Origin of the sequence: Pseudoflavonifractor sp. HCP28S3_F10, from assembly GCF_052065415.1 — a bacterium.
In the GTDB taxonomy this organism is placed as follows: Bacteria; Bacillota; Clostridia; order Oscillospirales; family Oscillospiraceae; genus Pseudoflavonifractor_A.
This window is the reverse complement of sequence record NZ_JBQHUB010000033.1, coordinates 1-12,624: the sequence shown is the minus strand read 5'-3', so window position 1 is coordinate 12,624 and position 12,624 is coordinate 1. Positions and strand designations below refer to the sequence as shown.

The window sequence follows — 12,624 nt, the reverse complement described above, 5'->3', positions numbered from 1 at the left end:
AACAGGGGGGGGGGGCCGGGGGCGGGCCCCCGGGCGCCCCCCCCCCGCCCCCCCCCCCCCCCCCCCCCCCCCTGACCGTATCTTCGTATCGCGGCTTTCGCCGCGCTCCTATCCGTTGAACCGGCTCATGGTCTTCTCCGCGCCCTGGCGGATGTAGCACTCCACCGCGTCGGCCGCCCGGCCCACGGCGGCCGAGATGACCTTCCGGTCCTCCCCCTGAAACTTGCCCAGCACCCAGTCGGCCATGTCATAGTCGGGGTGGGGCTTCTCGCCCACGCCCACTTTGATCCGGGGGAACTGGTCGGTACCCAGATGCTGGATGATGTTCTTCAGGCCGTTGTGTCCCCCGGCGGAGCCCCCCCGGCGGACGCGCAGCTTGCCCACAGGCAGGGACACATCGTCCGACAGCACCAGTACATGGTCGGCCGGGATCTTGAAAAAGCGGGCCGCCTCGCCCACCGCCTCGCCGGACAGGTTCATATAGGTCACCGGCTTCATCAGCAGCACCTTTTCCCCGCCGATCTCCACCGTGTTGGTGAGGGCCCGGTACTTCAGCTTCTGCAGCGGCACCCGGGCGCGCCCGGCCAGCTCGTCGGCCACCTCGAAGCCCACATTGTGACGGGTGTTCTCATACTTGTCCCCCACATTGCCCAGTCCCACCACCAGCCAGCTCACACCGGCGGACCTGTTTCCAAACAGCACGGGTATCACCTTCTTTTCTCGCATTGCTCCCCGCCCGGGGCGGGAAAAAGGGAGCCCGGAAGAGGCTGCGCCTCCACCGGACTCCCGGATCAGACCTTCCTTACAGGAACAGCTTGGAGACCGAGATCTCCTCGTAGATGCGCTCGATGGCGTCGGCAAACATGGGCGCCACGGACAGATACTTGATCTTGCTGCTGGTCTTGCCGCCGGGCGCGGGGATGGTGTCCAGGAACAGGACCTCGTCCAGGGCGCTCTCCTCGATGCGCTGCACGGCGGGGCCGGAGAGAACGCCGTGGGAGGCGCAGGCAGTGACCGACTTGGCGCCGCCGATCTCCACCAGGGCCTTGGCCGCATGGCAGAGGGACCCGCCGGTGTCCACCATGTCGTCCAGAAGGATGACGCGCTTGCCCTTCACGTCGCCGATGATGTTCATGACCTCGGAGGAGTTGGCCTTCTGGCGGCGCTTATCCACGATGGCCAGAGGCATATCCAGCTTCTGGGCGAAGGCACGGGCGCGTGCCACGGAGCCCACGTCGGGAGAGACCACCATGACCTCGTCGTGGCAGTCCTTGTACTTCTCCAGGAAGTGGTTGACGAAGATGGGGGAACCCAGCAGATTGTCCACGGGGATATCGAAGAAGCCCTGGATCTGGTTGGCATGCAGGTCCATGGTGAGGACACGGTCGGCGCCGGCGCGGGTGATCAGGTTGGCCACCAGCTTGGCGGAGATGGGATCGCGGGGCTTGGTCTTGCGGTCCTGACGGGCATAGCCGAAGTAGGGGATCACGGCGGTGATCCGGCCGGCGGAGGCCCGCTTCATGGCGTCGATCATGATGAGCAGCTCCATCAGGTTGTCGTTGACGGGGCTGCAGGTGGACTGGATCACAAAAACATCGGAGCCGCGGACAGTCTCATAGATGGAGACATACTTCTCGCCGTCGGAGAAGGTGCCCACCTCGGCGCTGCCCAGAGACGTTCCGATCTTCTTGCAGATGTCCAGGGCCAGAGGCTTGTTGGAGCTTCCGCAGAAGATCTTGATATCCTTACCGTGTGCGATCATTTCTTATCATACATCCTCTCATATTTGTGGCGGCGGGGCGTCCCCGCCGCATAGGTGACATCTCGTTCCGCCGTCTCTCTTATTTCCGGCGGCTGCGGCGCTTGGCAGCCCACTGCTTCTTGATGATCTGCCGGTCCCGGGCGATGGCCAGCGAGTCGGCGGGCACATCGTCGGTAATGGTGGAGCCTGCGGCGGTATAGGCCCCGTCGCCGACCTTTACCGGGGCCACCAGATTGGTGTTGCAGCCGATGAAGGCATTGTCCCCGATGGTGGTGCGGTATTTGGTAATGCCGTCGTAGTTCACGGTCACGGTGCCGCAGCCGAAGTTCACATGGCTGCCCACGTCGGAATCCCCCACATAGGTCAGGTGGGAGATCTTGGTCCCATCGCCGATGGTGGAGTTCTTCAGCTCCACAAAGTCGCCCACCTTCACGTCATGGCCCACATGGCAGTTGGGCCGGACATAGGCGAAGGGGCCCACCTTGGTACCCGAGAGCACGGTGCTCTCGTTGAGCTGGGAGGCGTTGACCGTCACCCGGTCACCGATGGTGCAGTCCCGGATCATGGTGTTGGGGCCCAGCTCGCAGTTCTCGCCGATGATGGTGCGGCCCCGGAGGATGGTGCCGGGCAGGATCACGCTGCCCTCGCCCACCTCCACACGGGGGCCGATATATACGTTATTGGGGTCCAGGATCCGCACGCCGGCCTCCATCAGGCGCACGGCGCTCTCGTTCCGGGCCAGCAGCTCAGTCTCCACCCGGCTGCTCCAGTCGCCGTGCAGAGGACGGGCGCCCTGGAACCAGACGCTGCGGCCGTTGGGCTTGTCGGCCCTGGCTCTGAGCGCCCCCTCGATGGGCATCCCCTCGTCCAGAGCGGCAGCCAGAGCGGCGGCGTCGATCCGGCAGACACCGGTCTCCTTGTCATCCAGCGGCCCGGAGACACTGTCACCCAGCAGCTGCTTCACCTGAGCGGCGCTCATCTGTACCGGCCGGGTCACCACGACCACGCGGCCCTCCCGTTCCCGCAGGAAGGCGCCCAGCCGTTCAGAGGCGCCGTCGGTGCCGGTGGTGATGAACCCGGTCCCCTCCGGGAAGCACCCCGCGGCCTCCTCCCGGTCGTCCTGATGGCAGACCACCAGAAAACGGTCCACACCGCCCTGCTCCAGGGCGCGCACCAGCCACACCGCCGCCGGATCGAACAGAACGTCCTCCAGCATCAGGCTCTTCCGATTCCCCTCCCGGGGAAGAAACACAACAGCACCCGCGGTTTCCATATATGCGGTCACACTCCTTTATTCAAAACGATTATATCAAAGTGCCCCTGGAAATGCACCTCTATTTTTTCATAAGCCGCAGTTTTCGGCACTTCTCATACGATTGCACAATTCTCTTTTCATTTTCTTACCGCTTCTTTACAACATCACCACGCTCCGGTCCGCGCCGCGGCGGGAAAGCGGTAAAAAATAAGAGGGGACCCGGGCCGGGTCCCCCTCACATTCTCCCGGTATCAGGCCGCGACCAGACGGCGCATCCGCATCCTGCGCCAGATCTGGACCACCTCCGCTGTGGCGCACAGCTTATCCGCCAGGTTGACCACCGCCGCTTCCATGCTGCGGGGCCGCCGCCTGGCCAGGGGCCACATGTGGGAGAGTATGATGTTTTCCTCCTGATCGGTGAGGCCGCCGCAGAGGATGCGGGCGTTCCTCACCGCCGCCACCGGATGGTCAAAGCACTGATTGCCCGGATGGCTGCCCTTGACACGGGCATTGTAGAGATACAGGTCGTGGAGCAGGCCGCAGCGGGCGGCCATCCGGTAATCCAGCCCATAGCGGCGCGCCACGCGGAAGGCCACATAGGCCACAAAAACCGAATGCTCATAGCAGTTGCAGCCCGGGTGATGGGGGATGGCGCGCATGGAGCGCACCTCTTCCGTCCCCAGCAGATCGTCCACGCAGCTCAGAAAGCCGCTCCAATTCTCTTCGCTCAGAAAAACCATGGGGATCACCTCTCGCGCGTGTTCAGGCCCTCACAGAGGTCCTGTTTTCCATTATAGTGCCTGTATGCCCAATTGTCATGTCGTTTTGTGAAATTTCTGTTCTTTTTTTCAGCGGAGTACACAGGTCTTTTTTTCTCTTTCCCAAAACGTCAGAAAATCGTAAGGTTTGGCGCCTTGTATTTTCCTTCCCCGCTCGTATATACTGACTGTACCAATCCATTTCATACAGTTCATCAGGGAAGGGAATCTGCCATGATCCGACTTGATTACCGGGACGCCCGTCCCATCTACGAACAGGTGAAGGACGGCCTGCGCCGCCTGGTGGTAACAGGGGCCATCCAGCCCGGCGACAAGCTGCCCTCGGTCCGGGCGCTGGCCTCCTCGCTGGCCATCAACCCCAACACCATCCAACGGGCCTATGAGGCCCTGGAGGCCGAGGGCTATCTCCGCGCCGTGGCGGGCAAGGGCTGCTTTGCCGCTCCGCCGGACGACATCCACTGCCAGCGGCGCAGCGACCTGCTCTTCCGCTTTGACCAGACCGCCGCCGAGCTGATCTTTCTGGGCGTTTCGCCCGGCGAACTGGCCGACCGTCTTCAGACTGCCGGCCATATACGAGGGGAGGGAACACTTTGATCACCGCAGACCACGTGACCAAAACATTTGACGGGTTCCGCGCCCTGGACGACCTGTCCATGGAGGTGCCCGACGGCGCCATTTACGGGCTGGTGGGCCCCAACGGCGCGGGCAAGTCCACCATACTCCGCCACATCACCGGCGTCTACCGGCCCGACGCGGGGCAGGTGCTACTCCAGGGGGAGCCGGTGTATGAAAACCCGGCGGCAAAGGCCCGCATCGCCTCCATCCCCGACGAGCTCTACGCCTTCCTCTCGGCCTCCACCCGGGACATGATGAAGTTTTACCGGGGCTTCTATCCCCGGTTCGACATGGCCCGGTACGAGGCCCTCAAGGACGTCTTTACCACTGTGAACGAAAAACAACCCATCCGCCGCCTGTCCAAGGGCATGCAGAAGCAGTCCGCCTTCTGGCTCTCCCTGTGCTGCCGGCCCGACCTGCTGGTGCTGGACGAGCCGGTGGACGGCCTGGACCCGGTGATGCGCCGGCAGATCTGGTCCCTGCTCATGGGGGACGTGGCCGAGTACGGCACCACGGTGCTGGTCTCCTCCCACAACCTGCGGGAGCTGGAGGACGTCTGCGACCATGTGGGCATCCTGTCCCACGGCCGGGTGCTCATCCAGCGCTCCCTGGACGACCTGCAGGGCAACATCGTCAAGATGCAGGTGGTCTTTCAGGAGCGGGAGATGCCCACGCTGCCCGACGACCTGCAGGTCCTCCACGTATCCCAAGTGGGCCGCATCCATACCCTTATCGTCCGGGGCAGGGCCACCGAGGTCACCAACCGCCTGGCAGTCTACGCCCCCATTCTGATGGAGGCTCTGCCCCTGACCCTGGAGGAGATCTTTATCTATGAATTGGGAGGTGAGGACTATGCCGTCCGCGACATCGTGCTCTAAGCCGCTCCGCCCCCACGCCTGGTTCAGCCCCACCCTGTTCCGGAAAAACCTGACCCGGTTCTGGCCCATCTGGGCCCTGTACGGCGCCGTCTGGTTCCTGATGCTCACTGCTCCCTTCCTGTCCATGGGCGGCACGGGCCGTTTCCGGTATTCCCCCGGCTCCTTCTATCCCCGGGGCTTTGTGGTGGAGCTCATCCCCATCGGCGCCGGCGTCTCCTTCGTCTTCGGCATTCTGGCGGCCATGGCGGTATTCTCCTATCTCTACAACAGCCGCCCCGCCGGGATGATGCACGCCCTGCCCATCCGGCGGGAAGGGCTCTTTCTCACCAACTACCTCTCCGGCCTGTGCTTCTTCCTGTTTCCCATCGCCGGGGTGGCCCTGCTCACTGTGCCCGCCCAGCTCTACGCCGGCTGCGGGGCGGACCTGACCTCCGTGTTCCTCTGGGCCTGGTGTCAGGCCCTCATGTCCCTGTTCTTCTACTCCTTCGCAGTGTTTTGCGCCATGTTCACCGGCCACATCATGGCCCTCCCAGCCTTCTACGTTATCCTCAACTTCCTGGTCCTGGCTCTGTGCTGGCTGTTTGAGGCCATGGCCTCCCTTTTCCTCTTCGGCTTCCCCTTCTCCAGGACCATTGTGGACCACCCCCTGGTCTCCTGGCTGACCCCGCTCCTGCGCTATTGTGAGACCCTGCGTTCCACCGGCGCCCCCGATTACCGGCTGACCGGGCTGCCGTCCGTCTTTGCCTACGGGCTGGCCGCTCTGGCCCTGGCGGCGCTGGCCCTGCTGGCCTACCGCCGCCGCCACATCGAGAGCGCCGGCGATGTGGTGTCGGTGTCCTGGGTGCGGCCCATTTTCAAATACGGCGTGGCCTTCTGCTCCGCCGTGGCCCTGGGTACTTTTCTGTGGAGCCTGTTTTTCGACACTGACACCGACAGCGTCTGGTCCCTGCTCCTCTTCCTGCTCTTTGCCGGCGCGCTGGGCTACTTTGTGGCCGAGATGCTCCTGCGCAAGACCTTCCGGGTTTTCCGGGGAAACTGGAAAGGGGCTGTGGGCTTCTCCCTTGCCCTTATCGCGGCGGCCTGCGTCCTGGAATTCGACCTGACCGGATACGAAACCCGGATTCCCGCCGCCGAACAGGTGGCCCAGGTCCAGGTGGACCTGATGGGCTCCCCCGCCCCCTATGACAGCTTCAACCTCCCCGCCTCTCTTACCGACCCGGCGGAGATCGCCCAGGCTGTCGCCCTGCACAGCGCGGTGGTCGGGCAGAAAGACGCCCTGGAGTCCCAGTCCCGGGACTACAACTGGACCACAGTCGACTCTCCCTACGGGACGATAGACGTGGAGGAGCTGTCCTCCGCCTCCTTCTCCCTGCGCTACACCCTCAAGGACGGCGGCGTGCTGGAGCGGAGCTATTCCATCCCCATTTCCCGGGAACTGCTGGACGACCCCGACAGCCCAGCCGCCCGGCTGGAGGCCCTTGTCAACGCCCCCGGCGTGGCGGATCAGGCCTATTTCTCCGGCTCCTACCGGGAGGGGGACCGTCTCATCAGCGCCACCATCACCGCCCCCGACAGAGAGGACCTCTTTGTCTCCACCGGCTCTCTGGAATCCCTTCTGTCCGCCGTGCACTCCGACCTTGATGCCGGCCGGCTGGGCCGCCGCTTCCTGCTGGAGGACATGGAGCGCTATGAGACCTGCTACTACAACGACCTGGCCCTCACCTTCCAGCGCGCCGACCGACTCTCCGCCTATGGGCAGAACAGCGACCCCCAGCTGAGATCTGACACCTACACCATCACCATCGGCCTCCAGACCACCGCCTCCGACACGCTGGCGGTGCTGAAAGACCTGGGTCTGGACGCCGTCCTCGTTACCCACCTCCAGCTCAGTGCCGGTTCGTAGGCTGTTTCCCCCTTTCCAGGCGCCCTCCTTTTGGGGGGCGCTTTTCTTCTCCCTGTCGCCCCGGGACCGACAGATCCCCTGCGGGTTTCGCCCGGTACGGACGGTCCCCTGCCGCACCCCGCCTTTCTTCATTTTTTGTTCCCATTCCGCAAAATCGACGTTTCCCATAAATTGTAGTTATTTTATTCTATTTTTCCATAATTATTGTCATATTTAAATCATATTGTTTCATTTTTTCTCTTTTTTATATGCAAACCATCCAGTCTGCGTTCCCAAGTTCCCCCTTGATTTATTTTCACTATATGATATGATTACTTCAATGGCAGCACTGCTGGCACCTTATATTTAAGGAGGATATGGATTATGATTGATCTTTCCATCAACCGCGAAGGTTTGGACCACAACATTAAGAAGGCCCGTGAGAATAACGTCATCATCCCCACCATCTCTCAGATGCAGAACCCCGAGACCATCCCCGAGAAGATCCAGGCCAAGCTGAAGGACGTGGGCCTGTGGGACGTCAATCCTCTGAACCTGTTCCGCATCACCTGGAAGAACGAGGCCAAGGAGTTCGGCGGCGGCTATCAGGCCGTTCCCAACTATGTGGAGCTCCCCTCTTCCCTGACCGGCGTGCCCTGCCGCATCGTTGCCATGGCCGGCAAGTGGTTCCCCACCGGCTGCCATAAGGTTGGCGCCTCCTTCGGCTGCCTGGCCCCCCGCCTGGTCACCGGCCAGTTCGACGCTACTTATCATCACGCTGTTTGGCCCTCCACCGGCAACTACTGCCGCGGCGGCGCCTTCAACTCCAAGCTGCTGGCCTGCGACTCCGTGGCCATCCTGCCCGCCGAGATGAGCAAGGAGCGCTTTGACTGGCTGAGCAAGATCGCCGGCCAGGTCATCGCCACCCCCGGCTGCGAGTCCAACGTCAAGGAGATCTTCGACAAGACCTGGGAGCTCAAGCAGGATCCCACCATGATGATCTTCAACCAGTTTGAGGAGATGGGCAACCCCCTGTGGCACTATAATGTCACCGGCTACGCCCTGGCCGACCTGTATGAGGCCATCAAGCGCCCCGGCGACAACTTTGCCGGCGCCTGCTTCACCTCCGGCTCCGCCGGCACCATGTCCGCCGGCGACCTGCTCAAGGAGCGCTATCCCCATCTGAAGCTGGGCGTGGGCGAGGCCCTGCAGTGCCCCACCATCCTGGACAACGGCTTCGGCGGCCACCGCATCGAGGGCATCGGCGACAAGCACATCCCCTGGATCCACAACGTGAAGAACACCGACATGGCCATTGCCATCGATGACGAGGATTCTCAGCGCCTGCTGCGCCTGTTCAACACGCCCGACGGCCAGAAGTACCTGAAGGAGGAGCTGGGTCTCTCCGACGAGCTCATCGAGAAGCTGACCTGGCTGGGCATCTCCGGCATCGCCAACGTGCTGTGCTGCATCAAGATGGCCAAGTACTACGAGCTCACCGAGCATGACGTGGTGGCCACCGTCCTCACCGACTCTGCCGTCATGTACCAGAGCCGCATTGAGGAGCTCAACGAGGCCCACGGCGCCTACAACGTCCACGAGGCCGCTCTGGATCACAACCTGCACATGCTGGGCCTCAAGACCGACAGCATGATGGAGCTGACCTACACCGACCGCAAGCGCATCCACAACCTGAAGTACTACACCTGGGTGGAGCAGCAGGCCCGCGACGTGAAGGACCTGAACGCCCTGTGGTACGACACCAAGGGCACCTGGGACGCCGTTCACGCCCAGGCCAAGGATCTGGACGAGCTCATCAACGAGTTCAACGAGGCCACCGGCCTGCTGAAGGCCCTGTAAGCCTTACCCCCATCTTCAACCATCCGACCGGCGGGCGGGCTTGGCCCGTCCGCCGGTCTTTCGTTTAAGGAGGTCATTCTGTTGTTAAAGAATGTCAGATACGCCAAGTGTGTCAAGTGCGGCAAGGAGTATGAGGCCACCCCCAACACCACCACCTGCGAGTGCGGCGGTATCCTGGATATCGTCTACAACTACGACTACATCAAGTCCACCTTCAACAAGGGCGTCCTCTCCCTGAACCGGGAGCAGTCCATGTGGCGCTACCGTCCCCTGCTGCCCGTGGAGCCCGATTCCGCTCCCACTCCCCTGCGGGTGGGCTGGTCCCCCCTGTACAAGGCCGACAACCTGGCCAAGGCCCTGGGGCTCAAGACCCTGTATGTGAAGGACGACGGCCAGAACCCCACCGCCTCCCTGAAGGACCGGGCCTCCGCCATGGCGGTGGTCAAGGCCCGTGAGGCCGGCGCCACCACCATCGCATGCTCCTCCACCGGCAACGCCGCCTCCTCCCTGGCGGGCAACGCCGCTGCCGCCGGCATCCCCACCTACATCTTCGTGCCCTCCCGGGCCCCCAAGGGCAAGGTGGCCCAGCTGCGCATCTTCGGCGCCACCGTCATCAGCGTGGACGGCTCCTATGAGGACACCTTCGAGCTCTCCAAGGCCGCCATTGAAAAGTGGGGTTGGTACAACCGTAACGCCGCCATCAACCCCTACCTGTCCGAGGGCAAAAAGACCGTCACCCTGGAGATCATGGAGCAGCTGGGTTGGCAGGTGCCCGACTACATCGCCCTCTCGGTGGGCGACGGCTGCACCATCGCCGGCGCCTGGAAGGGCCTGAAGGACCTGTACAATATCGGCTTTATCGACAAGCTGCCCCGGCTCATCAGCGTCCAGGCCGAGGGCTGCTGCCCCCTGAACCGGGCCATCATGACCGACACCCCCTGGCAGCCCATGGAGGAGAACACCCTGGCCGACTCCATCGCTGTGGGCGTGCCCCGCAACGCCGACAAGGCCCTTATGGCCATCCGGGAGTCCAACGGTCTGGTGATCAACGTCAGCGATGACGAGATCCTGGCCGCCATGCGCCTGCTGGGCCGGACCCAGGGCGTCTTTGGCGAGCCCGCCGGCGTCACCGGCACCGCCGGCGTGAAGAAGGCTCTGGAGCTGGGCCTGCTGGACCCCGACTCCACGGTGGTCTCCGTGGTCACCGGCAACGGCCTGAAGGACGTGGCCAACGGCATCAGGGCCGCCGGCGAACCCATGCTGGTCAAGCCCGACATGGACGCCCTGCTCAGTGCCTTCAAGGCCAACGGCATCAACCCCTGAGTTTTGTCTTTGTATCCATTGAACTGTTGCGTTCAGTGTCCCGGTGTGATAGAATAGTGCGGGAACTGGCTGTAACGTAGCCCTGAAAGGCGGGCCACATCCAAATGGATGTGGCCCGCCCTTTTTCATGGTCCACGAAAAGGACCTCTCCTCAGGGCTCCACGGTACTTTTATTCTTACAAGGAGGTTTTCATATGTCCATCCTCATCCAAAACGGCACCCTGATCCTGCCGGACGGTCCTGCCAAAGCCGATCTGCGCGTGGACCAGGGGAAGATCACTGAGCTGGGCGCCGGCCTGCCCGTCGGGGACAGCCGGGTCATCAACGCCTCCGGCAAGCTGGTCTTTCCCGGCTTTATCGACACCCACACCCATTTTGAGATGAATAAGGGCCTCATCAATGAGACTGCCGACAACTGGGAGACCGGCACCCGGGCCGCCCTAGCCGGCGGCACCACCTGCGTGCTGGACTTTGCCGAGCCGGAGCACGGCTGCTCCCTCCAGTCCGCCCTGGACGAGTGGCATGCCCGGGCCGACGGCCATGCCTCCTGCAACTACTCCTTCCACATGACCATCGTAGACTGGGACCAGCGCATCCGGGATGAACTGCCCCGCATGACCGAGCAGGGCGTGACCTCCTATAAGGTCTATCTGGCCTACAACGGCATGCGCATCTCCGACCGGGTGGCCTACGAGGTCATCAAGGCCGTGGGGCAGGAGGGCGGCGTGGTGGGCTGCCACTGCGAAAACGGTGACCTCATCGACGAGTCCATCGCCGAGCTGAAGGCCGCCGGCAAGCTCTCCCCCGCCTCCCATCCGCTGGCCCACAGCGCCGTCATCGAGGCCGAGGCCGTCAACCGCTGGCTGGCCCTGGCCGAGCAGGCCGGTTATCCGGTGAACGTGGTCCACCTCTCCACCCAGCGGGGCCTGGACGCCGCCCTGCTGGCCCGCTCCCACGGGCAGCCCCTCTATCTGGAGTCCTGCCCCCAGTACTTCACCCTCACCGATGAGAAATATCAGCTCCCCGGCTTCGAGAGCGCCAAATTCGTCTTCTCCCCGCCCCTGCGCAAGCAGGATGACGTGGACGCCCTGTGGGAGGCCCTGGGCAACGACGATATCGACACCATCGGCACCGACCACTGCTCCTTCAACTATGCCACCACCAAGCAGCTGGGCAAGGATGACTTCTCCGCTATCCCTCCCGGCATCCCCGGCACCGAGCACCGTCCCTGTCTCATGTACACATTTGGCGTAAAGGCCGACCACATCGACCTGCTGCAGATGATGAAGGCCCTCTCCGAACGGCCCGCCAAGCTCTTCGGCATGTTCCCCCAAAAGGGCACGCTGGCTGTGGGCAGCGACGCCGATATCGTAATTTTTGATCCGGATTATACCTGGCGTATCAGTGCAGCCCATCAATATCAGAATGTGGATTACACGCCCTATGAGGGTATGGAGATGGCCGGCCGCACTGAGACCGTCCTTCTGGGCGGCGAGGTAGCTGTGGAGGACGGAAAAGTGGTGAAGGAGGGCCTGGGCAAGTACGTCTCCCGCGGACCTTCCCAGTTCTGGAGATAAGGCATGGACATCGGATGTGTCCTGATGGCATCGGGCTTCGGCCGGCGCTTCGGCTCCAACAAGCTGCTGGCCCCGGCCGGCGGCGTGCCCCTGGTCCGCCGGGCCATGGAGACCTATGCCGCTCTCCCCTTTGCCCACCGTGTAGTGGTCAGCCAGTATGAGGCGGTGCTCGCCATGGCCCCCGGCTTCGGTTTTACCCCCATCCTCAATGAAGCGGCCGCCCAGGGCATCTCGGCCTCGGTGCGGCTGGGGACTGCGGCCATGGAGGGGATGGAGGGCGTACTATTCGCCGTCAGCGACCAACCCTGGCTCACGCCGGAGTCGGTGGCGCGGCTGCTCTCCGCCTTCCGGGCCCATCCCGGCCGCATCTGCGCCCTGGCCGCGGAAGGCAGGCGGGGCAACCCCGCGGTCTTTCCCGCCGACTGCTTTCCCGACCTGCTCGCCCTTACCGGCGACGCCGGCGGCGGGCAGATCATCCGCCGCCACCCGGAACGGCTGCTGCTGGTGGACGCCTGCCACCCCCGGGAGCTCTCCGACGTGGACCGTCCGGAGGACCTTCAGGCATGATCACCCCATCAAAATAAGAAACGGCGGGGGGGGGCGGGGTTGGGGGGCCCCCGGGGGGGTGTTTCTTATTTTGGCGCCCGGTGGCGCCCTTCCGGCCGCCCACCCGGGTGGGGGAGGGGCGCGGCC

The 12,624-nt window shown here is 63.4% G+C and carries 11 protein-coding genes; 7 read left to right on the top strand and 4 right to left on the bottom strand.

Annotated elements, in window-relative coordinates; translation table 11 throughout:
* Window positions 1-108 precede the first annotated feature (108 nt).
* The 4 genes from pth to ACTNBZ_RS12055 form a co-directional block, all read right to left on the bottom strand.
* Window positions 109-702, bottom strand: coding sequence for an aminoacyl-tRNA hydrolase (gene pth / locus ACTNBZ_RS12070; RefSeq protein WP_441210198.1), 594 nt, complete (start codon window positions 700-702; stop codon window positions 109-111).
* A gap of 100 nt (window positions 703-802) precedes the next feature.
* Window positions 803-1,762: a ribose-phosphate pyrophosphokinase gene (locus ACTNBZ_RS12065; RefSeq protein ID WP_441210196.1), complete on the bottom strand. Its 960-nt coding sequence runs from the start codon at window positions 1,760-1,762 to the stop codon at window positions 803-805.
* Between the two features lie 79 nt (window positions 1,763-1,841).
* The gene (locus tag ACTNBZ_RS12060) at window positions 1,842-3,035 is read right to left on the bottom strand and encodes a DapH/DapD/GlmU-related protein (RefSeq protein ID WP_441210195.1); all 1,194 of its coding nucleotides are present in this window, start codon (window positions 3,033-3,035) and stop codon (window positions 1,842-1,844) included.
* A gap of 233 nt (window positions 3,036-3,268) precedes the next feature.
* The gene (locus ACTNBZ_RS12055; RefSeq protein ID WP_441210193.1) at window positions 3,269-3,757 is read right to left on the bottom strand and encodes an HD domain-containing protein; all 489 of its coding nucleotides are present in this window, start codon (window positions 3,755-3,757) and stop codon (window positions 3,269-3,271) included.
* 252 nt (window positions 3,758-4,009) lie between these two features.
* On the opposite strand from ACTNBZ_RS12055, the gene ACTNBZ_RS12050 reads away from it, so the two are divergent.
* The 7 genes from ACTNBZ_RS12050 to ACTNBZ_RS12020 all read left to right on the top strand — a co-directional run bounded on the left by ACTNBZ_RS12050 (window position 4,010) and on the right by ACTNBZ_RS12020 (window position 12,498).
* On the top strand, window positions 4,010-4,390 hold the full coding sequence (locus tag ACTNBZ_RS12050; protein ID WP_441210191.1) for a GntR family transcriptional regulator: 381 nt from the start codon (window positions 4,010-4,012) through the stop codon (window positions 4,388-4,390).
* Window positions 4,387-5,289 carry an ABC transporter ATP-binding protein gene (locus tag ACTNBZ_RS12045; protein ID WP_441210190.1) on the top strand — a complete coding sequence of 301 codons (903 nt, stop codon included), beginning with the start codon at window positions 4,387-4,389 and terminating at the stop codon, window positions 5,287-5,289. The genes ACTNBZ_RS12050 and ACTNBZ_RS12045 overlap by 4 nt, the downstream gene beginning before the upstream one ends.
* The gene (locus ACTNBZ_RS12040) at window positions 5,264-7,192 is read left to right on the top strand and encodes an ABC-2 transporter permease (protein ID WP_441210188.1); all 1,929 of its coding nucleotides are present in this window, start codon (window positions 5,264-5,266) and stop codon (window positions 7,190-7,192) included. Before ACTNBZ_RS12045 ends, ACTNBZ_RS12040 begins: the two co-directional genes overlap by 26 nt.
* 363 nt (window positions 7,193-7,555) lie before the next feature.
* Entirely contained in the window at window positions 7,556-9,031 is a 1,476-nt protein-coding gene (locus tag ACTNBZ_RS12035) for a pyridoxal-5-phosphate-dependent protein subunit beta (protein ID WP_441210186.1), read from the top strand.
* 81 nt (window positions 9,032-9,112) lie between these two features.
* The gene (locus ACTNBZ_RS12030; RefSeq protein ID WP_441210184.1) at window positions 9,113-10,354 is read left to right on the top strand and encodes a threonine synthase; all 1,242 of its coding nucleotides are present in this window, start codon (window positions 9,113-9,115) and stop codon (window positions 10,352-10,354) included.
* A gap of 194 nt (window positions 10,355-10,548) precedes the next feature.
* Entirely contained in the window at window positions 10,549-11,931 is a 1,383-nt protein-coding gene (hydA, locus tag ACTNBZ_RS12025; RefSeq protein ID WP_441210182.1) for a dihydropyrimidinase, read from the top strand.
* Between the two features lie 3 nt (window positions 11,932-11,934).
* The gene (locus tag ACTNBZ_RS12020) at window positions 11,935-12,498 is read left to right on the top strand and encodes a nucleotidyltransferase family protein (protein WP_441210180.1); all 564 of its coding nucleotides are present in this window, start codon (window positions 11,935-11,937) and stop codon (window positions 12,496-12,498) included.
* Window positions 12,499-12,624 lie beyond the last annotated feature (126 nt).

Bases quoted from the DNA above. Each gene is read 5' to 3' on its own strand.
- ACTNBZ_RS12050 (WP_441210191.1), top strand. From the start codon at position 4,010: ATGATCCGACTTGATTACCGGGACGCCCGTCCCATCTACGAACAGGTG.
- ACTNBZ_RS12035 (WP_441210186.1), top strand. From the start codon at position 7,556: ATGATTGATCTTTCCATCAACCGCGAAGGTTTGGACCACAACATTAAG.
- ACTNBZ_RS12020 (WP_441210180.1), top strand. From the start codon at position 11,935: ATGGACATCGGATGTGTCCTGATGGCATCGGGCTTCGGCCGGCGCTTC.
- ACTNBZ_RS12055 (WP_441210193.1), bottom strand. From the start codon at position 3,757: ATGGTTTTTCTGAGCGAAGAGAATTGGAGCGGCTTTCTGAGCTGCGTG.
- ACTNBZ_RS12040 (WP_441210188.1), top strand. From the start codon at position 5,264: ATGCCGTCCGCGACATCGTGCTCTAAGCCGCTCCGCCCCCACGCCTGG.
- ACTNBZ_RS12065 (WP_441210196.1), bottom strand. From the start codon at position 1,762: ATGATCGCACACGGTAAGGATATCAAGATCTTCTGCGGAAGCTCCAAC.
- ACTNBZ_RS12060 (WP_441210195.1), bottom strand. From the start codon at position 3,035: ATGGAAACCGCGGGTGCTGTTGTGTTTCTTCCCCGGGAGGGGAATCGG.
- hydA (WP_441210182.1), top strand. From the start codon at position 10,549: ATGTCCATCCTCATCCAAAACGGCACCCTGATCCTGCCGGACGGTCCT.